This window comes from Streptomyces sp. NRRL B-1347 (assembly GCF_000720325.1).
In the GTDB taxonomy this organism is placed as follows: domain Bacteria; phylum Actinomycetota; class Actinomycetes; order Streptomycetales; family Streptomycetaceae; genus Streptomyces.
Window position 1 is genome coordinate 56430 of sequence record NZ_JOJM01000015.1, and the last position, 24387, is coordinate 80816.

Annotated in this window: 26 protein-coding genes; 17 read left to right on the forward strand and 9 right to left on the reverse strand. The window is 73.0% G+C overall.

From position 1 onward, the window contains the following. Positions 1–37: 37 nt before the first annotated feature. The 5 genes from IG74_RS0115610 (at position 38) to IG74_RS0115630 (ending at position 5185) form a co-directional block, all read left to right on the forward strand. Positions 38–1039, forward strand: a complete 1002-nt coding sequence (locus tag IG74_RS0115610) for an ABC transporter permease (RefSeq protein WP_030676272.1) — start codon at positions 38–40, stop codon at positions 1037–1039. Then, complete coding sequence (locus IG74_RS0115615) at positions 1036–2133, forward strand: ABC transporter ATP-binding protein (protein ID WP_030676275.1); 1098 nt, start codon at positions 1036–1038, stop codon at positions 2131–2133. The genes IG74_RS0115610 and IG74_RS0115615 overlap by 4 nt, the downstream gene beginning before the upstream one ends. A gap of 56 nt (positions 2134–2189) precedes the next feature. Continuing rightward, positions 2190–3470 (forward strand): ABC transporter ATP-binding protein, encoded by a 1281-nt coding sequence (locus IG74_RS0115620; RefSeq protein WP_051854933.1) that lies wholly within the window; start codon positions 2190–2192, stop codon positions 3468–3470. A 124-nt stretch (positions 3471–3594) separates the two neighbouring features. Beyond that, entirely contained in the window at positions 3595–4257 is a 663-nt protein-coding gene (locus IG74_RS0115625) for a trimeric intracellular cation channel family protein (protein ID WP_030676279.1), read from the forward strand. A gap of 67 nt (positions 4258–4324) precedes the next feature. After that, positions 4325–5185: a thioesterase family protein gene (locus IG74_RS0115630; protein ID WP_030676282.1), complete on the forward strand. Its 861-nt coding sequence runs from the start codon at positions 4325–4327 to the stop codon at positions 5183–5185. A gap of 324 nt (positions 5186–5509) precedes the next feature. On the opposite strand, the gene IG74_RS0115635 is transcribed toward IG74_RS0115630, so the two are convergent. From IG74_RS0115635 to IG74_RS0115645, 3 genes are all read right to left on the reverse strand, one after another. Continuing rightward, positions 5510–6553 (reverse strand): YeiH family protein, encoded by a 1044-nt coding sequence (locus IG74_RS0115635; RefSeq protein ID WP_030676285.1) that lies wholly within the window; start codon positions 6551–6553, stop codon positions 5510–5512. Next, positions 6553–7128 (reverse strand): cysteine dioxygenase family protein, encoded by a 576-nt coding sequence (locus tag IG74_RS0115640; protein ID WP_030676288.1) that lies wholly within the window; start codon positions 7126–7128, stop codon positions 6553–6555. Before IG74_RS0115640 ends, IG74_RS0115635 begins: the two co-directional genes overlap by 1 nt. Before the next feature lie 120 nt (positions 7129–7248). Then, entirely contained in the window at positions 7249–8154 is a 906-nt protein-coding gene (locus IG74_RS0115645) for a LysR family transcriptional regulator (RefSeq protein ID WP_030676292.1), read from the reverse strand. 212 nt (positions 8155–8366) lie between these two features. Between IG74_RS0115645 and IG74_RS0115650 the strand changes: the two genes are divergently transcribed. Further along, on the forward strand, positions 8367–9335 hold the full coding sequence (locus tag IG74_RS0115650; RefSeq protein WP_030676295.1) for a helix-turn-helix transcriptional regulator: 969 nt from the start codon (positions 8367–8369) through the stop codon (positions 9333–9335). Here the strand turns inward: IG74_RS0115650 and IG74_RS0115655 are convergent. Further along, complete coding sequence (locus IG74_RS0115655; protein ID WP_030676298.1) at positions 9329–10195, reverse strand: alpha/beta fold hydrolase; 867 nt, start codon at positions 10193–10195, stop codon at positions 9329–9331. The genes IG74_RS0115650 and IG74_RS0115655 overlap by 7 nt on opposite strands. Before the next feature lie 11 nt (positions 10196–10206). Beyond that, positions 10207–10851 carry a TetR family transcriptional regulator gene (locus tag IG74_RS0115660; RefSeq protein ID WP_030676301.1) on the reverse strand — a complete coding sequence of 215 codons (645 nt, stop codon included), beginning with the start codon at positions 10849–10851 and terminating at the stop codon, positions 10207–10209. A 164-nt stretch (positions 10852–11015) separates the two neighbouring features. Here IG74_RS0115660 and IG74_RS52740 point away from each other — a divergent pair, with 164 nt between their 5' ends. The 3 genes from IG74_RS52740 (at position 11016) to IG74_RS0115675 (ending at position 12873) form a co-directional block, all read left to right on the forward strand. Further along, positions 11016–11168, forward strand: coding sequence for a hypothetical protein (locus IG74_RS52740; protein WP_030676304.1), 153 nt, complete (start codon positions 11016–11018; stop codon positions 11166–11168). A 141-nt stretch (positions 11169–11309) separates the two neighbouring features. After that, positions 11310–11618, forward strand: coding sequence for a hypothetical protein (locus IG74_RS0115670; RefSeq protein ID WP_030676307.1), 309 nt, complete (start codon positions 11310–11312; stop codon positions 11616–11618). 85 nt (positions 11619–11703) lie between these two features. Then, positions 11704–12873 carry a cysteine desulfurase family protein gene (locus IG74_RS0115675; RefSeq protein WP_030676309.1) on the forward strand — a complete coding sequence of 390 codons (1170 nt, stop codon included), beginning with the start codon at positions 11704–11706 and terminating at the stop codon, positions 12871–12873. On the opposite strand, the gene IG74_RS0115680 is transcribed toward IG74_RS0115675, so the two are convergent. Next, a complete protein-coding gene (locus tag IG74_RS0115680; RefSeq protein ID WP_051854926.1) occupies positions 12866–13585 on the reverse strand; it encodes an N-acetylmuramoyl-L-alanine amidase in 720 nt (239 codons plus the stop codon). The two genes, IG74_RS0115675 and IG74_RS0115680, sit on opposite strands and share 8 nt — an antisense overlap. Positions 13586–13646: 61 nt before the next feature. Between IG74_RS0115680 and mnmA the strand changes: the two genes are divergently transcribed. The 3 genes from mnmA (at position 13647) to IG74_RS47940 (ending at position 16304) form a co-directional block, all read left to right on the forward strand. After that, positions 13647–14783, forward strand: coding sequence for a tRNA 2-thiouridine(34) synthase MnmA (gene mnmA, locus IG74_RS0115685; RefSeq protein WP_030676313.1), 1137 nt, complete (start codon positions 13647–13649; stop codon positions 14781–14783). 64 nt (positions 14784–14847) lie between these two features. Beyond that, positions 14848–15579 carry a hypothetical protein gene (locus IG74_RS47935; protein WP_051854927.1) on the forward strand — a complete coding sequence of 244 codons (732 nt, stop codon included), beginning with the start codon at positions 14848–14850 and terminating at the stop codon, positions 15577–15579. Next, entirely contained in the window at positions 15573–16304 is a 732-nt protein-coding gene (locus tag IG74_RS47940; RefSeq protein ID WP_158857632.1) for a hypothetical protein, read from the forward strand. Before IG74_RS47935 ends, IG74_RS47940 begins: the two co-directional genes overlap by 7 nt. Before the next feature lie 45 nt (positions 16305–16349). Here the strand turns inward: IG74_RS47940 and IG74_RS0115700 are convergent, their stop codons facing one another. Next, the gene (locus tag IG74_RS0115700) at positions 16350–17321 is read right to left on the reverse strand and encodes an NADP-dependent oxidoreductase (protein WP_030676319.1); all 972 of its coding nucleotides are present in this window, start codon (positions 17319–17321) and stop codon (positions 16350–16352) included. A 116-nt stretch (positions 17322–17437) separates the two neighbouring features. On the opposite strand from IG74_RS0115700, the gene IG74_RS0115705 reads away from it, so the two are divergent. Continuing rightward, a complete protein-coding gene (locus IG74_RS0115705) occupies positions 17438–18457 on the forward strand; it encodes a GlxA family transcriptional regulator (protein WP_051854929.1) in 1020 nt (339 codons plus the stop codon). Here IG74_RS0115705 and IG74_RS0115710 read toward each other — a convergent pair. Further along, positions 18424–18765, reverse strand: coding sequence for a DUF427 domain-containing protein (locus IG74_RS0115710; RefSeq protein WP_030676324.1), 342 nt, complete (start codon positions 18763–18765; stop codon positions 18424–18426). The genes IG74_RS0115705 and IG74_RS0115710 overlap by 34 nt on opposite strands. Before the next feature lie 144 nt (positions 18766–18909). Here IG74_RS0115710 and IG74_RS0115715 point away from each other — a divergent pair, with 144 nt between their 5' ends. The 4 genes from IG74_RS0115715 (at position 18910) to ligA (ending at position 23536) form a co-directional block, all read left to right on the forward strand. Next, positions 18910–19449, forward strand: a complete 540-nt coding sequence (locus IG74_RS0115715) for a TIGR00730 family Rossman fold protein (RefSeq protein ID WP_030676328.1) — start codon at positions 18910–18912, stop codon at positions 19447–19449. A gap of 169 nt (positions 19450–19618) precedes the next feature. Next, complete coding sequence (locus IG74_RS0115720; protein ID WP_030676331.1) at positions 19619–20308, forward strand: SDR family oxidoreductase; 690 nt, start codon at positions 19619–19621, stop codon at positions 20306–20308. Continuing rightward, complete coding sequence (locus IG74_RS0115725) at positions 20305–21321, forward strand: methionine synthase (protein ID WP_030676333.1); 1017 nt, start codon at positions 20305–20307, stop codon at positions 21319–21321. Before IG74_RS0115720 ends, IG74_RS0115725 begins: the two co-directional genes overlap by 4 nt. A 31-nt stretch (positions 21322–21352) precedes the next feature. Then, entirely contained in the window at positions 21353–23536 is a 2184-nt protein-coding gene (ligA, locus tag IG74_RS0115730) for an NAD-dependent DNA ligase LigA (protein WP_030676337.1), read from the forward strand. A gap of 283 nt (positions 23537–23819) precedes the next feature. Here the strand turns inward: ligA and IG74_RS52080 are convergent, their stop codons facing one another. Continuing rightward, positions 23820–23975 carry a hypothetical protein gene (locus IG74_RS52080; RefSeq protein WP_158857634.1) on the reverse strand — a complete coding sequence of 52 codons (156 nt, stop codon included), beginning with the start codon at positions 23973–23975 and terminating at the stop codon, positions 23820–23822. Positions 23976–24387 lie beyond the last annotated feature (412 nt).

A 24387-nucleotide genomic window follows, 5' to 3' on the forward strand; every position in this document is an offset into this window, starting at 1 on the left:
ACGAGGGGGCCGCGGAGCCACCGCCGGGCCGCGCACAGTGCTTGCTTACCTCATCCGGCGCCTGATCGCCGTCATCATCATGGTGCTGGTCGTACTGCTCGCGACCTTCACCGTCTTCTTCATGCTGCCCAAGTGGGCTGGACAGGACATCGCCGTCCTCTTCGCCGGCAAGCAGGCCGGAGCCGAGCAGCTCGACGGCATCCGGACCAAGCTCGGCCTGGACGACCCGCTGATCGTCCAGTTCTGGGACTTCATCAAGGGCATCCCGATGGGCCGGGACTACAGCAACGGCAGTGACGTCACGCACTGCCCGGCGCCCTGCTTCGGCTACTCCTTCCGCACCGAGGCCCCTGTCTGGGAGACCCTCAAGGACGCCCTGCCCGTGACCGGCGCGCTCGCCGCCGGCGCCTGTGTGCTGTGGCTCGCCGCCGGTGTCGCCACCGGTGTGGTCTCCGCGCTCAAGCGGGGCACCGTCTGGGACCGCGCCGCGATGACCACCGCCCTCGGCGGCGTCTCGCTGCCCGTCTTCTTCACCGGCATGGTCGCCATGGGCATCTTCGTCCACAACCTGGGCTGGGTGAAGATCGCCGACAGCCTCTCGACGGATGACAGCATCGACGTCTGGTTCCAGACGCTGATCCTGCCGTGGATCGTGCTCGCCTTCCTCAACGCCGCGATGTACGCGCGCCTCACCCGCGCCACCATGATGGAGGTCCTGGGCGAGGACTACATCCGCACCGCGCGCGCCAAGGGCCTCGGCGAGGCCGTCGTCATCCGCAGACACGCCCTGCGCTCCGCGATGACGCCGATCCTCACCGTCTTCGGACTCGACCTCGGCGTCCTCATGGGCGGCGCCGTGCTCACCGAGTCCACCTTCAACCTTCCGGGCCTCGGCCTCGAAGCGGTCAGGGCCATCAGCAGCAAGGACCTGCCCGTGATCCTCGGCGTCACCCTGTGCGCGGCCCTCGCCATCGCCGTCGCCAACCTCGTCGTGGACCTTCTGTACGCCGTCATTGACCCGCGAGTGAGGCTGGGATGACCGAACTGAGCAAGAGCGGCGCCGCGGTGGGCGAGCCCACCACCGGTTCCGCGGCACCCAGCGCCTTCCTCGAGGTCCGCGATCTCAAGGTGCACTTCCCGACCGACGACGGCCTGGTGAAGTCCGTCGACGGCCTGAGCTTCACCCTGGAGAAGGGCCGCACCCTCGGCATCGTCGGCGAGTCCGGGTCCGGCAAGTCCGTGACCTCGCTCGGCATCCTCGGCCTGCACACGGCCGGGCAGTACGGCCGCCGCAAGCCGCAGCTGTCCGGCGAGATCTGGCTGAACGGGACCGAGCTGCTCAGCGCGCCCGCGGACGAGGTGCGCAAGCTGCGCGGCCGCGAGATGGCGATGATCTTCCAGGACCCGCTGTCCGCGCTGCACCCGTACTACTCCATCGGCAAGCAGATCACCGAGGCGTACCGCGTCCACCACGACGTGGACAAGAAGGTCGCCCGCAAGCGCGCCATCGAGATGCTCGACCGGGTGGGCATCCCGCAGCCGGACAAGCGGGTGGACTCCTACCCGCACGAGTTCTCCGGCGGCATGCGCCAACGCGCGATGATCGCGATGGCGCTCGTCAACAACCCGGAGCTGCTGATCGCCGACGAGCCCACGACGGCGCTCGACGTGACGGTCCAGGCCCAGATCCTGGACCTGATCAGGGACCTGCAGAAGGAGTTCGGCTCCGCGGTCATCATGATCACCCACGACCTGGGCGTGGTGGCGGAGATGGCCGACGAGCTCCTCGTGATGTACGGCGGGCGCTGCGTCGAGCGCGGCTCGGCCCAGGAGGTCTTCTACGAGCCCCAGCACCCCTACACCTGGGGCCTGCTCGGCTCGATGCCGCGCATCGACCGCGAGGAGACCGAGCGCCTCGTCCCGGTCAAGGGCTCCCCGCCCAGCCTCATCAACCTGCCGAGCGGCTGCGCCTTCAACCCCCGGTGCCCCTACGCCGACGTGCCCAAGGACAACATCACGCGGACGGAGCGCCCCGAACTGACCGAGGTCGGCTCCGGCCACTTCTCGGCCTGCCACATGTCGCGCGAGGAGCGCACCCGGATCTGGACCGAAGAGATTGCGCCGAAGCTGTGACCGAGAAACGTGACGCGGCGCGGGACGAAGCCGCAGTGCCGGAGAAAGCCGAACAGATGACGATCCCGGAGCAGACGAAGAAGTCGTCGGAGGCGAAGTCCGCGGAGACGCTGCTCAAGGTCGAGGGCCTGGTCAAGCACTTCCCGATCAAGAAGGGGCTGCTCCAGCGCCAGGTCGCGGCCGTGCAGGCCGTCGACGGCCTCACCTTCGACGTGCGGTCCGGCGAAACCCTCGGCGTCGTCGGCGAGTCCGGCTGCGGCAAGTCGACCATGGGCCGGCTCATCACGCGGCTGCTCGAACCGACCAGCGGGCGCGTCGAGTTCGAGGGCGTGGACATCACCCACCTGGGCACGGCACGGATGCGGCCGCTGCGCCGCGACGTCCAGATGATCTTCCAGGACCCGTACTCCTCGCTGAACCCGCGCCACACCATCGGCACGATCGTGGGCGCGCCGTTCAAGCTCCAGGGCGTCAAGCCCGAGGGCGGCATCAAGAAGACCGTCCAGGAGATGCTGGAGCGCGTCGGCCTGAACCCGGAGCACTACAACCGCTACCCGCACGAGTTCTCCGGCGGTCAGCGCCAGCGCATCGGCATCGCGCGGGCGCTCGCCCTGAAGCCGAAGCTGGTGGTGGCCGACGAGCCGGTGTCCGCGCTCGACGTGTCCATCCAGGCGCAGGTCGTCAACCTCCTCGACGACCTCCAGGACGAGCTCGGCCTCACCTACGTGATCATCGCGCACGACCTGTCGGTCATCCGGCACGTGTCCGACCGGATCGCGGTGATGTACCTCGGCAAGATGGTCGAGCTCGCGGACCGCAAGGACCTCTACACCAAGCCGATGCACCCGTACACCAAGGCGCTGCTCTCCGCGGTGCCGGTGCCGGACCCCAAGCGGCGCGGTGGCAAGAGCGAGCGCATCCTGCTGCGCGGCGACGTGCCCTCGCCGATCGACCCGCCCACCGGCTGCCGCTTCCACACGCGCTGCTGGAAGGCGACGGAGATCTGCGCGGTCAAGGAGCCGGCGTTCCTCGCGCTCGAAACCGGCCACCAGGTGGCCTGCCACCACCCGGAGAACGCGCCCGACCAGGCTCCCGAGGACACGAAGCTGCTCTCGGTGGCGCGGGAGGCGATCGACGTGGTGACGGTCACGACGGCGGCCGACGAGGCGGAGACGGAGGCCGCGCCCGCGGCGGAGGCCGAGCCTGCCGCTGCCGCTGAGGCCGCGCCGGAGGCTTCGGGTGCTGACGCTTCGGGGGAGGCTTCGGCTGACTCCGAGACCGAGGCCGAGACCGAGGCCGAGGTCCCGGCCCCCAAGAAGGTCACCGGCAAGGACTGAGGCCGGACGCAGGGTGGGCGGGCCGCCCCGCCCACCCACCCGTTCCGCGCCGCCCGGGGCCCCGCCGGGGGAGGGGCGGGCGCGGCCCGGCAGGGGGAGCTCACCCGACGGGTGAGAATGACGCGTGCTTCAGGATTTGTTCAGCCCCTCCGTCCAGCATGCTCTGGACATCGCCGGAATCTTCGTCTTCGCGATCTCCGGTGCCCTGCTCGCCGTCCGCAAGAACTTCGACGTCTTCGGCATCGCCGTGCTCGCCGAGGTCACCGCGCTGGGCGGCGGGCTCTTCCGGGACCTGGTGATCGGCGCGGTCCCGCCCGCCGCCTTCACCGACCTCGGCTACTTCCTCACCCCGCTGCTCGCCGCGCTCCTCGTGTTCTTCCTGCACCCGGTGGTCGAGCGCACCCAGCTCGCCGTGAACATCTTCGACGCGGCGGGCCTCGGTCTGTTCTGCGTCACCGGGACCACGAAGGCGTACGACTACGGGCTCGGCCTCACCGCGTCCGCCACGCTCGGCCTCGCCACCGCCGTGGGCGGCGGCGTCCTGCGCGACATCGTCGCCAACGAGGTGCCGTCCCTGGTGCGCTGGGACCGCGACCTGTACGCGGTGCCGGCGATCGTGGGCGCGGCGATCGTCGCCCTGTGCCTGCGCTACGACGCCCTGAACGGCTTCACGACCGGGCTCGCGATCGTCACGGCCTTCGTGCTGCGGCTGCTCGCGATGCGCTACCACTGGCGGGCGCCCAGGGCGTGGAACCGGCGGTCTTCGGCCGCGGAGGACGGGGCCTGAGGGCAGCGCCCGGGAGTGCGGGAGAGAAAAGCTACCGCTTAGTAGTTACATGTTGTACGTTGTCGGCATGGCGGAAACAGCTGCGGCGCCCGCGCCGCGCGCGACGATCGGCAACAGCGAGTTCGACCGCGACACCGAGGTCTTCGCGCGCGAACCCGGCGTCTACGACACCGAGCTCTCGGCGGGCTGGACCATCATCAGCGCCGTCAACGGCGGCTACCTCCTGGCCCTCGTCGGCCGCGCCCTCGCGCACGCGCTGCCGCACTCCGACCCGTTCACGGTCTCCGCGCACTATCTGACCGCCTCCGAGCCGGGGCCCGCGGTCGTCCGTACGCAGACCGTGCGCGCCGGGCGCGGCCTGTCGACCGGGCAGGCCTCCCTGTACCAGGAGGAGGGCGGGCGCGAGGTCGAGCGCCTTCGCGTCGTCGCCTCGTACGGCGACCTCGACGCGCTGCCCGACGACGTGCGCACCTCGGCGCTTCCGCCCGGCCTGCCGCCCGTCGAGCAGTGCTTCGGCCCCGACGACGCCCCGGACCGCGGGGCGGTGCCCGGCAGCTCCGCGATCGCGGACCGGCTCTGGCTGAAACTCGACCCGGCGACGCTCGGGTGGGCGCTCGGCGCGCCGTCCGGGAAGGGCGAGATGCGCGGCTGGTTCGGCCTCGCGGACGGGCGTGACCCGGATCCGCTGTCGCTGCTCCTCGCGGTGGACGCGCTGCCGCCGACGGCGTTCGAGATGGGGCTCTCCGGCTGGGTGCCGACCATCGAGCTGACCGCCCACATCCGCGCCAGGCCCGCGCCCGGGCCGCTGCGGGTGTCCATCACCACGCGCAACCTGGCCGGCGGCTTCCTTGAGGAGGACGCGGAGGTCTGGGACACGGCCGACCGCCTGGTCGCCCAGTCCCGCCAACTGGCCCGAGTCCGCCTCTGACGGGCCCCTGCCTTCCCTTCCCGCCCGAATCTCCCCGGTGTTGCGAGGCGGAGGCCCGACGCTTCGCCCTGCGGGTGGTGCCTCGACTTGGTGGGGGCGGGTGGGTGGGACTTTCCCCGGCCGCGCGGAGCGCGGGGTTGTCCGCCGGGGCCGAGGGTGGGGCCGGTCCGCTGACGGCCCGCAGCCGACGCCCCGCTGTGGGCAATCGTCCCGCAGGGCGAGTGGGGCATCCCCTGCTCGAGCGGAGCCGAGAGCTTGGGGAGGGGTGGGCACAGCGCCAGGTGCCGAGCAACCGCTCCACCAGGGCCCGCCCCAGTCAAGGGCTCACGCCGTCACGCAGACGCCCGCGTAGGAGACCCCCGCCACCACCACCCACGCGCACAGCCCCACCAGGGCCACCCGGCCCCCCGTGCGGGCCAGCGACCGCAGGTCCACCGCGCTGCCCAGGCCGAAGAGCGCCGCGCCGAGCAGGAGCTCCTGGGCGAGTCCGGCCGCGTCGAGGGCGGAGCCGGGCAGCAGGCCCGTGCTGCGGACGCCCACCATCACCAGGAACCCCGCGACGAAGAGCGGCACCACGGCGGGCCGCCGCTCGCCCGGCGCGGCCGCGCCCCGCGCCCGTACGGAGACGGCGACCGCGGCGACGAGCGGCGCGAGCACGGCCACCCGCATCAGCTTGACGAGCACGCCCTCACCGAGGGCGTCGCCCCCGGCGGTCTGCGCGGTGGCCACCACCTGCCCCACGTCGTGCACGCTGGCCCCCACCCACCGCCCGAACTCCGCGTCGCTGAGCCCCAACGGCCCCTGGAGCAGCGGAAGCACGGCGATCGCGAGCGTGCCGCAGAGCGTGACGACGGCCACGGACACGGCCGTGTCCCGCTCCTCGCTCTTGGAGACGTCACCGACCGCGCCGATCGCGGACGCGCCGCAGATCGAGTAGCCGGTGGCGATCAGCAGCGGCTGGTCACCGGGCAGCCCGAGCCGCCGGCCGAGCCACCAGGTGCCGAAGAACGTCGCGGCCACCGTCACGAGCACCATCGCGACGGTCTGCCAGCCGACGCCGAGCACGTCGTCGAGGCTGAGCTTCAGGCCGAGGAGCACGATGCCGACCCGCATCAGGCGCTTCGCCGCGAAGGTGAGCCCGGCCTTGGCGGGACCCCGCACCCAGGCGCGCGTACCGGGCACGTGCGCGGCGATCAGGCCGAGCACGATGGCGACGGTCAGCATCGGCAGACCGGGCAGCAGCCGGTGCGTCAGCCAGGCGAGCGCCACCGCGGCCGCGGCGAGGGCGAGCCCCGGCCAGGGGCCGGGCGGGGCCGCGGGCCCGGTGGCGGGCACGGTCTTCGCCGGGCGCTGGCCGAGCAGCGCCATCAGCGGTCGGCCGGCAGGTCGTACACCCGCCGCACGCTGGTGCCGAGGCGGGAGATGTCCGCGCCGTAGACGTGCAGGGATATCGCGCGCCCCGCGCCCGCGTTCCACACCCGGTGGATGTCGCCGGGGGGCGCGAAGCCGCACACCGCGCCGGTGGGGTTGACGACGTCCTCGGTGGCGATGAGCCGCGCGGACGTGCCGGGTCCCGCCGCGGGCACGAGCCGGTAGCGGCGCTCGTGCTCCTCGCCCTCGTGCACACCGGTCACGCACCAGGAGACGTGGTCGTGCACGGAGGTGCGCTGGCCGGGCAGCCAGACGAGCGCGACGACGGAGAAGCTGCCGTCGGCCTCCGCGTGCAGGAGGTGCTGGCGGTAGCGGTCGGCGTCGCCCTCGCACTGCTCGGGGGTGAGCAGGTCGGCCGCGCCGAGGTGCGGCGCGAGCCGCTCGCCGACGAGGTAGGCGGTCAGGTCAGGCGGCAGCCCGCGGCCGACGGCCTCGCGGATGTCGGCGACGAGCGCGTCGGTCCGCTCGGTGGTGCGGGCCGCAGGGGCGTGGTGCGCGGTGGGGGTGGTCATACCAGCAGAGTCGGCCCGCACCATCCATCACGTCCAACGACAGTTTCTTCGCGATGGGTTAAAAACTGCTTATGGGTTGAGGGTTCGACGGGGCCGGTCGGCCGGTGCCGGTGCTCCGGGTCAGCAGCCCATCCGGTTCGCCGCCACTGCCTTCAGCTCGTCCAGGACGAGGGCCGTCGCGGGGATCCTCAAGTGCTCGCGCAGCACGTACGCGGACACCTGGCGCCGCGACGCCGGGTCCAGGGGGCGGCCCGTGACGGAGCGGTGGCACAGGAAGTTGAGGACGAGCCCCGGCATCATCGCGATGCCGAGCCCTTCGGAGACGAGGCTCTGGATGACCAGGTTGTCGTCGGTGGTGAAGGCGATGTCGGGGGCGAAGCCCTGCTCGGCGCACTCGTGCAGGAAGTTGGCCCGGCAGCGCAGGCAGCCGGCGATCCAGCGCTCGTCGGACAGGTCGGCCAGGCGCACCGAGCGGCGCCTGGCCAGCGGGTGCCCGGTCGGCAGCAGGACCGTCAACTGGTCCTCCATCAGCGGCACTTCGACGACCTCGTCCGGCACGTCCTCGCGCAGGCCGGGGTAGGTGAAGGCCAGCGTGATGTCGGCGTCGCCGTGCACGAGGCGCTGGAGCGACTCCGGCGGCTCGTACTCCTGGAGCTCGACGCGGATGCCGCGGTGGCCGCGGGCGAGCCGGGCGAGGGCCTCCGGTATCAGCGTGGCGGTGGCGCTCGGGAACGCGCAGAGGCGGACGCGGCCGGTGCGCAGGCGCGTGATCGCGTTCATCTGCTGCTGGGCGGCGTCGATGTTGCCGAGGATGACTCCCGCGTGCCGGGACAGGGCCTCGCCCGCCTCGGTCAGGCGCATGCGGCGGCCGACGCGGGTGAACAGGACCGTGCCCACGGACCGTTCGAGCGCCTTCATCTGCTGGGTGATCGCGGGCTGCGTATAGCCGAGCGAGCGGGCCGCCGCCGAGTACGAGCCGGTGCGGACCACTTCGTGGAAGGACCTGATGTGCCGGGAGTCGAACACCCACGAATCATAAGCAGGATTTGGGAAGTCCTGATGAGTGTTTCCCGTCGCTTTTGGATCCGGCGGAGATCCGGCGCGCGGTACGCGGATGGGGCGCGGGGCACGGCGCGCGGCGGCGGGGGCGGCTGGGACGGGCGACGGGGGGCGCGCGGGGCGCCGTGGGCGCGGGCCGCGCATGAGGTCGCGGCCGGGGCTGCGCGATCCTTGTGCCCGTGAAGTCCGACCGGTTGCTGTCCATCCTGCTGCTGCTCCAGACCCGTGGGCAGGTGCCCGCGCACGAGCTCGCCGAGCGCCTTGAGGTGTCCGTCCGCACCATCTACCGCGACGTCGAGGCGCTGTCCGCGGCCGGCGTCCCGGTGTACGCCGAGCGCGGGCGGCACGGCGGCATCGCGCTGCTGCCCGGTTACCGCACGGACGTCACGGGGCTGACCGCCGACGAGTCCCGCGCGCTGTTCCTGCTGGCCGCCCGGGGCGCGCACGCGGCGCTCGGTCTGGACGCCGCGCTCGGCTCGGCCCTGCGCAAGGTGATGGCGGCGCTGCCCGAACCGCACCGGCCCGCCGCCGAGCTGACCAGCCGTCGCGTCCTGGTGGACGCCGAGCGCTGGACGCGCGGTCCGGGCGCGGGGCTGCCCGTGGACCACCTCGGGGTGCTCCAGGACGCCGTCTTCGCGGACCGGCGGCTGCGCGTGGGCTACCGGCACAGCGGCGCGAGCGAGCCGCGGACGTACACCGTCGATCCGTACGGACTCGTGTCCAAGGCGGGCGTCTGGTACCTGGTGGCCGACAGCGGCGGCGAGCCGCGGCTGTTCCGCGCCGACCGGGTGCGCGCGGCGCAACTGACCGATGAGCCCGTCAGGCGCCGGGCGGGCGTCGAGCTCGCGCACGTCTGGGAGGAGCTGAAGCGGCGGGTGGAGCGGCGCGCGGGCGGCGTGGAGGTGACCGTGCGGGTGCGGCGCGAGCGCTACGAGCAGTTCCTGCGGCTGCACGTCGGCTCGCTCACGCGGGTGGCCGAGGACGACGGCGCGGGGGAGTGGGTCACCGTCCTGCTCGAACTGGAGGCGGTGGGGGCGGCGCGCATGCTGCTGCCCTTCGCCGCCTCCGTGGAGGTCGTGTCTCCCCCGGAGGTGCGTGCGGACTTGGCGCGGGCCGCCGCGGCCGTCACTGACCTCTATCGTCAGTGAGCTCCGGAGAGGCCCGCGTTCAGGAAACGACTGACCTCGCCGGTGAGTTCCGCCGGAGCGTCCTCCTGTACGAGATGTCCGGCGCCCTCGATGAGGCGCAGCTCGGCGCCGGGCAGGAGTCCGGCCAGTTCGTGCCCGCGCGCCACCGGGATCCAGGTGTCCTCGGTGCCCCAGCAGACGAGCACGGGCGGCTCGACCTCGCCGTACCGGCCCTGGATCTCGTCGGTGAAGCGCTGGTCGTTCTGCGCGATCTGCCGGTAGAACGCGGGCCTGCCCGCCTCGGTGCACCAGGGCGCGACGAGGCGGTCGAGGACGGCCGGGTGCAGCCCGCGGTGGCTCGCGGAGCCGACGTACTCCCGTACAAGCGCCTCGTGCAGCGCGGGCGGCAGCTGCCCGAACACCTCGGCGTGCGCGCCGAGCAGCCGGTACGCGGGCGAGCCCCAGGGCGCGAGCGCCACCGGGTCGACCAGCGCGAGCCGGGCGTAGCGGGCGCCGTGCAGGAGGTGGGCGCGCAGTGCCACGCAGCCGCCGAAGTCGTGGGCGACGACGGCCGGGCGCCGCTCGCCGTCCAGGCCCCAGTGGGCGAGCAGTTCGGTGAGCACGCGGCCCTGCGCGGCGAGCGACACGTCCTGTCCCGCGCGCATCTCCGACGCGCCGTACCCGGGCAGGTCCCACACGTACACGCGGTGGTCGCGCGCCAGCGCCCTGGCGGCGCCCCGCCACACGTACGACGAGAAGGGCGTGCCGTGGACGAGGACGACGGGGCTCGCGTCCGCGGGCCCGAGCGCGGCCCAGCGGACGGCGCCGGACGAGGAGGCGAAGGTCCGGTCGAGGGTCCAGTCGGCGTGCGTGTCTGTCATGGGTGTTGAGGCTAGTTGCCCCTTACCGGCGTGTCGAGCCAGTGGCTGCGGCCGAGTCCCACCAGGCGCAGCTGGCTGCGGGCCGTGCCGGTGACCTCGGCCTCGTCCTCGGTCTCCAGGAGCGCGGAGGCCGTCATCACCATGTGGTCCACGTACATCCGCGCGAGCATCAGGAGGTCGGCCTCGCTCCAGCCCGCGGCCTCCGGTTCCTCGGCGAACTGCGCCGCCACTTCCCGTGCGAACAGCGCGAGCTGGTCGCCGATGGCCTCCCGCACGGCCTTCACTCCGCCGTGCCGCTCGCGGGCGATGAAGCGCACGTGCGCCGGGTACGCGCGTACGTACGTGGCGATCAGCTCGACGGCGCCCGCGATGCGCTCCTCGCCGTCCCCGGTGGCCGTGAGCATCGCCGCGAGCGTCGTGTGCAGGCTGCCGAGGGCCTCCTCGACGAGCGCCACGCCCAGGTCGGCGGTGTCGCGGAAGTGCCGGTAGAAGGCGGTGGGTGTCACGCCCGCGGCGCGGGTGACCTCGCGCAGGCCCAGGCTGGACAGGCTCTGCTCCGCGAGCAGGCGCAGCGCGGCGTCCAGGAGGGCCTGCCGGGTCTTCTGCTTCTGGGCCTGCCGGATGCCGACGGGCCGGTCGCCGAGGGTGTGACTCATGCCATGCAGTTAACAACTGTTCTCCGAGTTTTGGAAGCCGGGAGGTGAGTAGACTCAGAAGTCAGTGAACAGTTGTAACCACAAGCGTTCACCGGGCTTGCCGGGCTTGCCGAGTCCGCCGGATTCACCGGATTCACCGGGTTCACCGAAGAGAGGGGTTCTTCATGCTGTTCCTCGTCGCCGCGCTCCTGCTCCTCGGCGTCGCCATGGGCACCGTGGCGCACGTCCCGCTGCCCGTCACGTTCGTCATGGCCGCGGTCATCGGGCTGTGGCTCCTCGTCTTCGCGGTGCGCGAGCGCCGCGCGCGCCACCGCTGACGCGGTGGGCCCCGCCCTCGCCCCCGTCAAGTCCCGTCGCGTCCCGTCTCGTACGACATCCGCCTCACCATGAGGAGTCGCACCATGGAACTCACCGCGCTGAAGCCCACCGAAGATCCGGTCGTGAAGCCGTCCGCAGAGATGTGGGCAGAGGCCTCCGCAGAGCCGTCGGCAGAGCCGTCGGCGGTGTCGTCCGGCGAGCGGCCCGTCGGTGGCCGGGACACCGACGGGATGGCCGTCGCCTCCTTCGTCCTCGGGCTTCTCGGCCTGCTCGTCCTGAACGTCGTGCTCGGCCCCGTCGCGATCGCGCTCGCCTGCGTCGCCCTGCGGCGGGGCACCGCCCGGCGCGGCCGCGCGCTGCTCGGCCTCGGGCTCGGCGTCGCCGACCTCGTGGTTCTCGCCGCGCTCGTCTCCCTGGACGGTACGGTCTCCTGGAGCCTGGCGGGCTGACCCGGCGCGAGCACGGCGGATCCCGGCCGGACGGGGGCCACCGGGGTCCGGGCGCCCGGGTGCGGCTCGTAGAATCGTGCCCACCATGGCCTACCTCGACCACGCCGCGACCACGCCCATGCTTCCCGAGGCGATCGCGGCGATGACCGCGCAGCTCGCCGTCACCGGAAACGCCTCCTCGCTGCACGCGGCCGGGCGCCGGGCCCGGCGCACCGTCGAGGAGTCCCGCGAGACGCTCGCCGACGCGCTCGGCGCCCGCCCCAGCGAGGTGGTGTTCACCTCCGGCGGCACGGAGGCCGACAACCTCGCCGTGAAGGGCCTGTACTGGGCGCGCCGCGACGCCGACCCGGCCCGCGTCCGCGTTCTCGCCAGCCCCGTCGAGCACCACGCCGTCCTGGACGCCGTCGACTGGCTCGGCGAGCACGAGGGCGCCACCGTCGAGTACCTCCCCGTCGACGCGCACGGGCGCGTGCACCCCGAGGCGCTCCGCGAGGCCATCGCCCGCAACCCCGAAGACGTCGCCCTCGCCACCGTCATGTGGGCCAACAACGAGATCGGCACCCTCCAGCCGGTGCGCGAACTGGCCGATGTCTGCGCCGAGTTCGACGTGCCGCTGCACGCCGACGCCGTGCAGGCCTTCGGGCAGGTGCCCGTCGATTTCGGCGCCTCCGGGCTCGCCGCGATGACCGTCTCCGGCCACAAGGTCGGCGGCCCCTACGGCATCGGCGCGCTGCTGCTCGGGCGCGCCTACAGCCCCGTGCCCGTGCTGCACGGCGGCGGCCAGGAGCGGCACGTGCGCTCCGGCACGCTCGACGTGCCCGCCGTCGCCGCCTTCGCCGTGGCCGGGCGGCTCGCCGCCGAGCGCCGCGAGTGGTTCGCCCGCGAGGTCGGGGCGCTCCGCGACGCACTGGTCGACGCCGTCCGCGCCACCGTCCCCGACGCGATCCTGGGCGGCGACCCGGACCCGGCGGGCCGGCTGCCCGCCAACGCCCACTTCACCTTCCCCGGCTGCGAGGGCGACTCGCTGCTGCTGCTCCTGGACGCGCAGGGCATCGAGTGCTCGACCGGCTCGGCGTGCACGGCGGGCGTCGCCCAGCCCAGCCACGTGCTGCTCGCCACCGGCACCGACCCCGACCTCGCGCGCGGGACGCTGCGCTTCTCGCTCGGCCACACGTCGACGAAGGCGGACGTGGACGCGGTGGCGGCGGCGATCGGCCCGGCGGTGGAGCGGGCGCGCTCGGCGGGGCTCAGCTAGGCGTCGCGCCCGCCCCGGAGCGGGCGGGCCGGGGCCGGTCCCGGGCCCGCCGCACCAGGCGCAGATACCGGTCCCAGTCCCAGTGCGGCCCGGGGTCGGTGTGGTCCGTGCCGTCGACCTCCACGTGCCCGATGATGTGCTCCCGGTCCACCGGGATGTCGTACCGCTCACAGATCCCGGCGGTGAGCCGCGCCGACGACGCGTACATGGCGTCGGTGAACGAGGCCTTCTTGTCGACGAAGCCCTCGTGCTCGATGCCCACGCTGCGCTCGTTCATGTCCCGGTTGCCCGCGTGGTAGGCCACGTCGAGCTCGCGGATCATCTGGGCGACGTGGCCGTCCTTGCGGACCACGTAGTGGGCGGCGGCGCCGTGGCCGGGGTCCTTGAAGACCTTCAGGGCCGTCGCGTACCCGCCCTGGACCACGTGGATCACCACGCGGTCGATGTCGTAGTCGGAGGGGCGGTCGGCGCGGCGCCAGTTCGCACTGGAGGCCGCTATCCACTGGGCTCCCGGGGCGTCCACCTCGCCCTCCTTGCGCTTCTTCACCACTCCGGGCAGGCGCCACCACAGCCGGCCCAGCTCGTCGCGGGCCAGCACGGCGGCGCCGAGGCCCGCCGCGGCGCCGCCGATCAGCAGCGCGCGCCTGCCCGGCCCGCGCCGGGGCTCCGGCGGTGCGCCCGCGCTCCCGTCCTGCTCGCTCTCGTCCCCCATGTGATCGTCAACGGATACGCACGGGCGGGAGGTTCCCGTCGCCCCGTACCCTGTTAGAGCTATGACTTCGCAGACCCCGCAGCGCACCAGCCGCCCGCTCCGTGTCCTCGCCGCCATGTCCGGCGGTGTGGACTCCGCCGTCGCCGCCGCCCGAGCCGCCGAAGCCGGGCACGACGTGACCGGAGTGCACCTGGCGCTCTCGGCGAACCCGCAGTCGTTCCGGACCGGCGCGCGCGGGTGCTGCACCATCGAGGACTCCCGCGACGCGCGCCGCGCCGCGGACGTCATCGGCATCCCGTTCTACGTGTGGGACCTCGCCGAGCGGTTCCGCGAGGACGTGGTCGAGGACTTCATCGCCGAGTACGAGGCGGGGCGCACGCCCAACCCGTGCCTGCGCTGCAACGAGAAGATCAAGTTCGCCGCGCTCCTGGACAAGGCGCTCGCCCTCGGCTTCGACGCGGTCTGCACCGGCCACTACGCGCAGGTGATCGTGGGCGAGGACGGCTCGCGCGAGCTGCACCGCGCCTCGGACATGGCCAAGGACCAGTCGTACGTGCTCGGCGTCCTGGACGACCGCCAGCTCGCCCACGCGCTGTTCCCGCTCGGCGACACGGTGACGACGAAGGACGAGATCCGCGCGGAGGCCGAGCGCCGGGGCCTCGCGGTCGCCAAGAAGCCCGACTCGCACGACATCTGCTTCATCGCCGACGGCGACACCCAGGGCTTCCTCGCCTCCCGCCTCGGCAAGGCCGAGGGCGACATCGTCGACGAGTCCGGCGCCGTCCTCGGCACCCACGAGGGCGCGTTCGGCTTCACCATCGGCCAGCGCAAGGGCCTCAGGATCGGCACGCCCGCCCCCGACGGCAAGCCGCGCTACGTCCTCGACATCTCGCCGGTGAACAACACGGTGACGGTCGGCCCCGCCGCCGCCCTCGACGTGACCGCCCTGACGGCTGTCAAGCCCCGCTGGTGCGGCGCCGCCCCCTCCGGAGCGGGCACGTACACCGCCCAGCTGCGCGCCCACGGCGACGAGACGCCGGTCACGGCGGAGCTGACGTCCGAGGGCGAGCTGCGGGTCTCCTTCACGGAGCCCGTCCGCGGCGTCGCCCCCGGCCAGGCGATCGTCCTGTACGACGGCACGCGCGTGGTGGGCTCGGCGACCATCGCCACGACCCACCGGGCCGCGGCGGCCGTCTGACCCCCCAGGGGCCCGTTTACCGCGCGTTGACCCGCTGTGGACCGCCGTGCGGTGCCATGGCGGCATGATCCTCAGAAGAACCCCGGCGGGCGGCGCCCGACGCGGGGCGCCGCTGTTCACCGCGGCCCTCGCCGCCGTCCTCGCCATCGGTCCGCTGGCGACCGGCTCCGTGGCCCAAGCGCGCCCGGACACCGCCTCGCCGTCCGCGCCCACGGCACTGCACCCGGGCCCGCCCAAGTCCGCCCAGCCCAAGAAGGGCGACAAGGTCCCCACGCTGCCGTCGGCGTCCCTCAAGGGCCTGCCCACGCTCCAGGAGGCCAAGAAGAGGGGCCTCGTCTCGGGGCCGGTCAAGTCCCGGGGCGGGGTGAAGGTGCGGTCCTTCCCCGACGCGAACTGCTCCGAACCGCCGCAGGGCTGGGGCTACCACGACTACCTGAAGCCCGGTGAGTGCCTGACCCCGGGCAAGTTCATCGCCGCCCACATCGGCACCCTGGCGTGGTACGAGCTGTGGGTCCAGGAGGACGGCAACGTCGTCCTCTACAAGAACGACGCGGGTTACCGATGGGTCTGGCAGACCAACACCCGCGGCTGGAACGTGTCGCTGTGGATGCAGCGGGACGGCAACGTCGTCGCCTACGACGGGCGCGGCAACCCCCTGTGGAACCTGGGGACGCACGGGTGCGGCGACTGGGGCGCGTGGCTGCGGGTCCAGGCCGACGCCAACCTGGTCCTCTACGACCGTGACTGGGGCCCGCTCTGGGCGCGCTTCAGCGGCCCCTCCACCCGCCCGTGCTGACGAAAGCCGACGCCCCCATGAACCGCCGCACCACCCTGATCACCACGGTGCTCGCCGCCGTGCTCGCCCTGGGCTGTCTGGCTCCCGCCGCCACGGCCGAGCCGCGCCCCGACGCTGCCCGGGCGACGGCGCCCACGGTGTCCCACCCGGTCCCTCCGAAGTCCGTACGGCCGAAGAAGGGCGACAAGGTCCCCACGCTGCCGTCGGCGCCCCTGAAGGGCCTGCCCACGCTCCAGGAGGCCAGGAAGAAGGGGCTCCTCTCCGGACCGGTGAAGTCCCAGGGCGCCGTGCGGCCGCTGGCCTTCCCCGACTCCGGCTGCTCCACACCCCCGCAGGGCTCGGGCTACCACGACTACCTGAAGCCCGGTGAGTGCCTGACGAAGAACAAGTACATCGCGGTGAGCATCGAGCTGGGGTGGCACTGGTACGAGCTGTGGGTCCAGGAAGACGGCAACGTCGTCCTCTACAACCATGACGTCACCAACTACATCCCGGTCTGGGAGACCGACACCCGCGGCTGGAACGTGTCGCTGTGGATGCAGCGGGACGGCAACGTCGTCCTCTACGACGGGCAGGGCAATCCCCTGTGGTCCCTGGGGACACACGGGTGCGGCAGCAGGGGGGCGTGGCTGCGGGTCCAGAAGGACGCCAACATCGTCCTGTACGACCGCGACTGGCGGGCGCTCTGGGCACGCTACGACGGCCCCTCGTCGCGGCCCTGCTGAGCCCCTGAGCCCCTGAGCGCCACCTGAAGCCGGGGGCGCGGCCGGTCAGGTCACCTGGAGCACGATCTTGCCCTGGGTGCGGCCGCGCTCGCCGTAGGCGTGGGCCTCGGCCGCGTCCTTCAGGGGCAGGACCTTCGCGATCTCCGCGCGGAGCTTGCCCTCCGCCACCAGGCGGGCGATCTCCAGCATGCCGTGGCGGTCGGGCTCGACGACCGTCCAGCCGGTGTGCACGCCCAGGGCCTCGGCCCGCGCGGCGTCGGGGAGCCCGCCCGGGTCGGGCAGGGTGACCAGGTGGCCGCCCCGGCGCAGCACGGGCAGCGACCGGGGGCCGTACTCGCCGCCGACGCCGTCCAGGACGACGTCCACGTCCCGCACCGCCGCCGCGAAGTCCGTCGCCGTGTAGTCGATCAGCTCGTCCGCGCCCAGGCCCCGCAGGAAGGCGTGCTTGTCGGCGCGTGCCGTGCCGATGACGTACGCGCCGTGCGCCTTGGCGATCTGCACGGCGAGGTGGCCCACGCCGCCCGCGGCCGCGTGGATCAGGACCCGCTGCCCGGCGCGCAGGCCCGCCGTCTCGATCAGGCCCTGCCATGCGGTCAGCGCGGCCAGCGGCAGGGCGGCCGCCTGGACGTGGTCGACGGCGGCGGGCTTGGGGGCGAAGCGGCGCGCGGGCGCGGTCACGTACTCGGCGTAGCCGCCCGCCTGCTCCGGGAAGCGCGGCATGCCGAACACCTCGTCGCCCGGCGCGAAGAGGGTCACCCCGGGGCCCACGGCCTCGACGGTCCCCGAGACGTCGTAGCCGAGGATCGGCGTGTCGCCCCAGGTGCCGAACGCGCCCGCGGCGCGGGTCTTCCAGTCGACGGGGTTCACGCCCGCCGCGTGCACCTTGACCAGGATCTCGGTGAGACCGGGCTCCGGGCGGTCCACCTCCACGGGGACCAGCACGTCGGGGGTGCCCCACGCGCGCGGGCTGACGGCACGCATGGTCGGGCGGGTCGGGCGGTCGCTGAGCGAGCTCATTGATCTTGTCCTTCGTGGTGAGTGATCACCGGAGTTCCGGCGAACGGTCACCAGCGTGCGGCCCGGCGGCCCGCCGTGGTGCTGGCAGTTTGGTCATCATGTGACAGGATCTGGCCATGAGCTCGTTCACCGCACCCGGCCGCCCCCACCGCGTCGCCGTCCTCGCCCTGGACGGCGTGTACTCCTTCGAGCTGGGCATCGCCCCACGCGTCTTCGGCAACGCCGAGGACGCCGCGGGGCGGCCGCTGTACGAGGTCGTGGTGTGCACGGCGGACGGGCGCCCGGTGCGGACCGACGCGGGCTTCTCCGTGGCCGTCGAGCACGGCCCCGAGGCGCTCGCCGACGCCGACACCGTGGTGATCCCGCCCGCCGCCCCCTGCGACCGGGCGTCGGCGGCCGACGGCCTGCCCGCGCCGCTGGCCGCCGCGTTCGCGAAGGTGCGCCCGGGCACGCGCCTGGTGTCGTTCTGCAGCGCCTCGTTCGTCCTCGCGGCGGCCGGTCTCCTGGACGGGCGGCCCGCGACGACGCACTGGCAGGTCGCCGAGCAGTTCCGGCGCGAGTTCCCGCGCGTACGGCTCGACGAGGACGTGCTGTTCGTCGACGACGGCGACATCCTCACCTCCGCGGGCGTCGCCGCGGGCGTCGACCTCTGTCTGCACCTGGTGCGCCGCGACCACGGCAGCGCCGTCGCCAACCACGTGGCCCGGCGCTGCGTCGTGCCCCCGTGGCGCGACGGCGGGCAGGCGCAGTACATCGAACGGCCCGTCCCGGAGCCGACGGTCGCCACCACGGCCCCCACGCGCGCGTGGGCGCTCGAACGCCTCCAGGAGCCGCTGACGCTCGGCGAGATGGCCGACCACGCGCGCATGAGCCTGCGCACGTTCACGCGCAGGTTCCGCGACGAGGTGGGCACCACGCCGGGCCGCTGGCTCACGGCCCAGCGCATCGAGGTGGCCCGTCACCTCCTGGAGAGCAGCGACCTGCCCATCGACCTGGTGGCCCACCGCGCGGGCTTCGGCACCGCCAACTCCCTGCGGCAGCACATGCGGTCGGTGCTCGGGGTGTCACCGGCGGCGTACCGCAGGACGTTCACGGCCGTCCCTCAGGAGGCCTTCGCCACCTCCTCGGTCTCGTAGAAGCACAGGTGGTCCTTGATCTCGGCCACCTCGGCCTTGGGCTCCGGATACGCCCACACCTGGTCCTCGCCGCCCGGCAGCGACCAGTAGGAGGCCGTGCCCTTGAACGGGCAGTACGTGTGCGTCCCCGAGGGCGTCAGCAGATCCGTGCGCACGTCCTCCGGCGGCAGGTAGTAGCGCACCGGACAGCCCGTCTCGCGCAGCACCAGGGGGCGCTTGCTCTCCGCCACGACCTGCCCGTCGTGCTCCACGCGCACGTGCTGCGTGCCCTGCTCGATGGTGATGCGATGTCCTGCGGTCACGGTCATCCCTTTCGCCGGGGTCGCCTCGTACGGCCTCGTACGGCTTCGTGCTGTCTCGTTGGTCCTCGTGCTGCCTCGTACAGCGCGCGCGGCGGCGGACTTCTTCCGCCGCCCGCCGGCCTTTCGGCGGCGGAACGTACCGTGGAGCGCATGAACATCTGCGTCTTCCTCTCTGCCGCCGATCTGCCCGAGACCTACACCCGCCCCGCCCGCGAGTTCGCCGAGCTGCTCGGCAAGGGCGGCCACACCCTGGTGTGGGGCGGCTCCGACGTGGGCCTGATGAAGGTCGTGGCCGACGGCGTGCAGGAGGCGGGCGGGCGGCTCACCGGCGTGTCGGTGGACTTCCTCGCCGCCAAGGCCCGGCCCGGCGTCGACGACATGGTGATAGCCAAGGACCTCGCCGAGCGGAAGGCGCTGCTCCTGGAGCGGGCCGACGCGGTCGTCATCATGGTCGGCGGCACCGGCACCCTCGACGAGGCCACGGAGATCCTGGAGCTGAAGAAGCACGGCCGCACCACCAAGCCGGTCGTCCTGCTCAACACGGCGGGGTTCTACGACGGGTTGCGGGAGCAGTTCCGCCGCATGGAGGACGAGGGCTTCCTGCCGGTGCCGCTGGCCGACCTGGTCTTCTTCGCGGAGGAGCCGGTGGGCGCCCTGGCGTATCTGGAGGAGTCGCTGGGGGTGCGCTGAGGCGCCGGGGCCCCCGGGACGGGGCGGGAGGCGCGTAGGGGCACCCGGGACCTGCGGGAGCGGCCCACTGCCACCGGCTCGTTCCCGGCCGCCCGCCACGCCCCGCCGCCGGCCGCCCCGCCCCCGGCTCGCATCCGGGAGCACGCGGCCGGAATGCGACCATAAGCGCATGGCAACTCATGTGATCACCGGGGCGGGCTCCGGCATCGGGGCCGCAGTGGCCCGCCGTCTCCACGCGCGCGGGGACGCCCTCGTGCTGCACGCGCGCGACGCGGGCCGCGCCAAGGAGCTCGCCGCCGAGTTCCCGGGCGCGAGCACCCTCGTCGGCGACCTGAACGACCCGGACCGGCTCTCCTGGGCCTTCTCGCACCAGCCGCTCCCGGACCGCGTGGACTCCCTGCTGCACATCGCGGGCGTCGTCGACCTCGGCCCGGTCGGCGACCTCACCCCCAAGGCCTGGCGCCACCAGCTGAACGTGAACCTGATCGCGCCCGCCGAGCTGACCCGGCACTTCCTGCCCCAACTCCGCGTCACCCAGGGGCACGTGGTCTTCGTGAACTCCGGCGCGGGCCTTCGCGCGAGCGCCGACTGGTCCGCGTACGCCGCCTCCAAGCACGGTCTGAAGGCCCTCGCGGACTCCCTGCGCCACGAGGAGCACGGCAACGGCGTCCGCGTCACCTCCGTCTACCCCGGCCGCACCGCGAGCCCCATGCAGGTCAAGGTGCACCAGCAGGAGGGCAAGGAGTACGACGCCGAGAAGTGGATCGACCCCGAGTCCGTGGCGACGACGATCGTGATGGCCCTCGACCTGCCGCGCGACGCGGAGGTCAACGACCTGACGGTGCGGCCCGGCCGATGAGCACCGACGACACCTGGTCCTTGGGCCCGGCCACCGGCGTCGGCTCGATGCCGGGGGGCGACGCCCGCGAGAGCGCGAAGACCGTCACCGGCACCTTCGAGACCCCCGAGCAGGGCATCCCGTACCTGGCCGAGCTGCCCGCGCGCGGCCCCGGCGCCGACATGATCGGCCGCACCGCCGGGCTGCTCGTCGAGCTGTACGCGCGCGTGGAGCCCAGCGGCTGGCGGGTCGGCGACCGGCCGGGACGCGACACGCGGCGCGCGGTGTCCTGGCTCGGCGAGGACCTCGACGCCCTGGAGGAGTTCACCCAGGGCTACGAGGGGCCCCTGAAGGTGCAGGCCGTCGGCCCGTGGACGCTCGCCGCCGCCCTGGAGCTGAAGAACGGCGAGGCGATGGTCTCCGACCCCGGCGCCTGCCGGGACCTGGTCGGCTCCCTGGCCGAGGGCCTCAGGGCCCACCTCGCGCAGGTCCGCAAGCGAGTGCCGGGCGCCCGGCTCGTGCTCCAGCTCGACGAGCCGTCCCTGACCGCCGTGCTGCGCGGCCGGATCAAGACGGCGAGCGAGTACCGCACCCACCGCGCCGTGGACCGCCAGGTTGTGGAGAGCGCCCTGCGCGACGTCATGGCCGTGCACGACGGCCCCGTCGTCGTGCACTCCTGCGCGCCCGACGTGCCGTTCGCGCTGCTGCGCAGGGCGGGCGCGCACGGCCTGTCGTTCGACTTCTCGCTTCTCACCGAGCGTGACGACGAGGTGCTCGGGGAGGCCGTCGAGGCCGGGGCGAAGCTGTTCGCCGGTGTCGTACCGGGCACGGACGGCCCATTGTCAGACCCTGCCGGTAGCGTCATGGGTGTCAGGACGCTGGGGCGCAGGCTGGGGCTGAATCCGGGGTCGCTCGCGGAAGCGGTCACGATCACGCCGGCGTGCGGTCTCGCGGGCGCTTCGCCCGCATATGCCCGAGCGGCGCTCGCGCACTGCGTCCGGGCGGCGAGATCACTCGCGGACAACCCTGAGTAACTGGGTCAGAAGGTAACGGGAGGACGAAACGGTGGCTGTCGAACAGGAAGGCGCGGTGCCGGCCGAGGCGCGCGAGCAGCACGCCCAGCTGGCCGAGCGGATCGAGGAGCACCGCTTCCGGTACTACGTGAAGGACCAGCCGGTCATCAGCGACGCCGAGTTCGACAAGCTCCTGCGCTCGCTGGAGGCCCTGGAGGAGCGCCACCCGGAGCTGCGCACCCCGGACTCGCCGACCCAGAAGGTCGCCGGTTCGTACGAGACGGACTTCGCCTCGGTCGAGCACCGCGAGCGCATGCTCTCCCTGGACAACGCCTTCGACGACGAGGAGCTGGCCGCCTGGGCCGAGCGCGTCGCCAAGGACGTCGGCTCCCCGGACTACCACCTGCTCTGCGAGCTCAAGGTCGACGGCCTCGCGGTCAATCTGACGTACGAGCAGGGCAGGCTGACCCGCGCCGCCACCCGCGGCGACGGCCGCACCGGCGAGGACATCACGCCGAACGTGCGCACCATCGCCGACATCCCCGACCGCCTCCAGGGCGACCGCGTCCCGGCGCTCGTGGAGATCCGCGGCGAGGTCTTCTTCCCGATGGAGAAGTTCCAGGAGCTCAACGCCCGCCTGGTCGAGGCGGGCGACAAGCCCTTCGCCAACCCGCGCAACGCGGCGGCGGGTTCGCTGCGCCAGAAGGACCCCCGCGTCACCGCCACGCGCCCGCTGCACATGGTGGTGCACGGCATCGGCGCCCGCGAGGGCCTCGACATCGACCGCCTCTCGCAGGCGTACGGCCTGCTGCGCGAGTGGGGCCTGCCCACCGCCCGGCACAACAGGGTCGTCGACGGCCTCGACGGCGTGCGCGACTTCATCACGTACTTCGGGGAGAACCGCCACTCCGTGGAGCACGAGATCGACGGCGTCGTCGTCAAGCTCGACGAGATCCCGCTCCAGGGCCGCCTCGGCTCCACCTCGCGCGCCCCGCGCTGGGCCATCGCCTGGAAGTACGCGCCGGAGGAGGTCAACACTAAGTTGATCGACATCAGGGTCGGTGTCGGCCGCACGGGCCGCGTCACGCCCTACGCCCAGGTCGAGCCCGTCACCGTCGCGGGCTCCGAGGTCGAGTTCGCCACGCTGCACAACCAGGACGTGGTCAAGGCCAAGGGCGTCTTCATCGGCGACACAGTCGTGATCCGCAAGGCGGGCGACGTCATCCCGGAGATCCTCGGCCCCGTCGTCGACCTGCGCGACGGCAGCGAGCGCGAGTTCGTGATGCCCACCGAGTGCCCCGAGTGCGGCACGGCCCTGCGGGCCATGAAGGAGGGCGACATCGACCTCCGCTGCCCGAACGGCCAGACCTGCCCCGCCCAGCTGCGCGAGCGCCTGTTCTATCTGGCGGGCCGCAAGTGCCTGGACATCGAGAACTTCGGATACGTGGCCGCGGCCGCGCTCACCCGCCCCCTGGAGCCCGCGACGCCCCCGATCCTCGACGAGGGCGACATCTTCGACCTGAAGGTCGAGGAGCTGCTCCCCATCAAGTCGTACGTCCTCGACCAGGACTCGGGCCTGCCCAAGCGGGACCCGAAGACCGGCGAGGAGAAGGTCGTGACCTTCTTCGCCAACCAGAAGGGCGAGCCGAAGAAGAACACCCTCGCCATGCTGGAGAACATCCAGGCCGCCAAGGAGCGCCCGCTGGCCCGGATCCTCACCGGCCTGTCCATCCGCCACGTGGGCCCCGTGGCCGCCGAGGCGCTCGCCCGCGAGTTCCGCTCCATCGACCGCATCGAGCAGGCCACGGAGGAGGAGCTGGCCGCCGTCGAGGGTGTCGGCCCGACCATCGCCGCCTCCCTCAAGGAGTGGTTCGCCGAAGGCTGGCACCAGGAGATCATCCGCAAGTGGCGGGCCGCGGGCGTCCGGATGGAGGAAGAAGGCAGCGGCGAGGACGAGGGCCCGCGCCCGCTCGAAGGCCTCACCGTCGTCGTCACCGGAACGCTGCAGAACTACACGCGGGATGGCGCGAAAGAGGCGCTCCAGAGCCGCGGAGCCAAAGTCACCGGTTCCGTTTCAAAGAAGACCGGATTCGTCGTGGTGGGGGACAACCCCGGCTCGAAGTACGACAAGGCCATGCAAGTGAAGGTTCCCGTACTCGACGAGGACGGCTTCGCGGTCCTGTTGGAACAAGGGGCGGACGCCGCCCGGGAAGCCGCGCTTCCGACCGAAGAATAGCGGTTGAAGGCCACCCGTTCAGCGCATACCAGATGCATACGGGTGGCCGGGTCGCATTCGGGCAACCGTAGACGACCGCTGCCCGTGGAAGCCTTCTGCGGCCTACTGTTGAGGTGTGCGCCTGCCGTGCCCCGCATGCGGACGGGGTGTCCCCTGCTCGTGTCGTGGAGAGCCGGGGGAAGGGTTTTCAGACGCGGCTGTCAGGACGTGAGTCCGCGTGGCGTGGGCACCGCCGGCTGTGAGAGGGACGGGAATGGAACCGACCGAGAGCGTCGCCCCGGACTCATGGCTGCGGTCGCGCCTGCGGCGCGGGCTCGGCGCGCTGCGGTGCCGCCGCGCCGCCCGGTCGGCCGCGGGCGCCCTCCCCGACGGTGACGAGCAGGCCGAACGGCCCGCCCAGGCACCCGAGTTCCGCCCCCGCGAGCGGGCCTGGACGCACGGCGGCACCCTCGTCGACGACCCCGTTCCACCGGCCTGGGGGTCGTCTCCCGGCTGCGGAACAGGCTTTTCCGGCCCAGCTGGCGCCGTACAGGGGGGAGTAACGGGTGTACGGGGTACGGCTGTTGGTGAGGGACCGGAAGCGGGCGGGCGGGACGCGCCCGGGCGGGGCGGCGGAGGTCGAGGAACGTCAGGCCCGGCGGAGGCTGGTGTGACGGCGAGTGCCGAAGACGCGCGGCGGAGTGCGACAGGCGGAAGTGCCCCCGGAGCGCGGGGCGGTGCGGGTGGTGCGGGCGGGCCTTCCGGCGTGCGGGGCGCGGTGAGCGCGGCTGCCGGCGGATCCGTCGCCGGGCGCCGCGGGCGCCGGCGCGGCGGGCCCGCGGCGCACGAGCGCGCCGTGGACCAGCCGGACG

Bases quoted from the DNA above. Each gene is read 5' to 3' on its own strand.
- IG74_RS0115720 (WP_030676331.1), top strand. From the start codon at position 19,619: ATGGCAACTCATGTGATCACCGGGGCGGGCTCCGGCATCGGGGCCGCA.
- IG74_RS0115655 (WP_030676298.1), bottom strand. From the start codon at position 10,195: ATGACAGACACGCACGCCGACTGGACCCTCGACCGGACCTTCGCCTCC.
- IG74_RS47935 (WP_051854927.1), top strand. From the start codon at position 14,848: ATGATCCTCAGAAGAACCCCGGCGGGCGGCGCCCGACGCGGGGCGCCG.
- IG74_RS0115660 (WP_030676301.1), bottom strand. From the start codon at position 10,851: ATGAGTCACACCCTCGGCGACCGGCCCGTCGGCATCCGGCAGGCCCAG.
- IG74_RS0115715 (WP_030676328.1), top strand. From the start codon at position 18,910: ATGAACATCTGCGTCTTCCTCTCTGCCGCCGATCTGCCCGAGACCTAC.
- IG74_RS0115710 (WP_030676324.1), bottom strand. From the start codon at position 18,765: ATGACCGTGACCGCAGGACATCGCATCACCATCGAGCAGGGCACGCAG.
- mnmA (WP_030676313.1), top strand. From the start codon at position 13,647: ATGACTTCGCAGACCCCGCAGCGCACCAGCCGCCCGCTCCGTGTCCTC.
- IG74_RS52740 (WP_030676304.1), top strand. From the start codon at position 11,016: ATGCTGTTCCTCGTCGCCGCGCTCCTGCTCCTCGGCGTCGCCATGGGC.
- IG74_RS0115630 (WP_030676282.1), top strand. From the start codon at position 4,325: ATGGCGGAAACAGCTGCGGCGCCCGCGCCGCGCGCGACGATCGGCAAC.
- IG74_RS0115675 (WP_030676309.1), top strand. From the start codon at position 11,704: ATGGCCTACCTCGACCACGCCGCGACCACGCCCATGCTTCCCGAGGCG.
- IG74_RS0115615 (WP_030676275.1), top strand. From the start codon at position 1,036: ATGACCGAACTGAGCAAGAGCGGCGCCGCGGTGGGCGAGCCCACCACC.
- IG74_RS0115705 (WP_051854929.1), top strand. From the start codon at position 17,438: ATGAGCTCGTTCACCGCACCCGGCCGCCCCCACCGCGTCGCCGTCCTC.
- IG74_RS0115620 (WP_051854933.1), top strand. From the start codon at position 2,190: ATGACGATCCCGGAGCAGACGAAGAAGTCGTCGGAGGCGAAGTCCGCG.
- IG74_RS0115640 (WP_030676288.1), bottom strand. From the start codon at position 7,128: ATGACCACCCCCACCGCGCACCACGCCCCTGCGGCCCGCACCACCGAG.
- IG74_RS0115635 (WP_030676285.1), bottom strand. From the start codon at position 6,553: ATGGCGCTGCTCGGCCAGCGCCCGGCGAAGACCGTGCCCGCCACCGGG.
- IG74_RS0115700 (WP_030676319.1), bottom strand. From the start codon at position 17,321: ATGAGCTCGCTCAGCGACCGCCCGACCCGCCCGACCATGCGTGCCGTC.
- IG74_RS0115670 (WP_030676307.1), top strand. From the start codon at position 11,310: ATGTGGGCAGAGGCCTCCGCAGAGCCGTCGGCAGAGCCGTCGGCGGTG.
- IG74_RS0115680 (WP_051854926.1), bottom strand. From the start codon at position 13,585: ATGGGGGACGAGAGCGAGCAGGACGGGAGCGCGGGCGCACCGCCGGAG.
- IG74_RS0115725 (WP_030676333.1), top strand. From the start codon at position 20,305: ATGAGCACCGACGACACCTGGTCCTTGGGCCCGGCCACCGGCGTCGGC.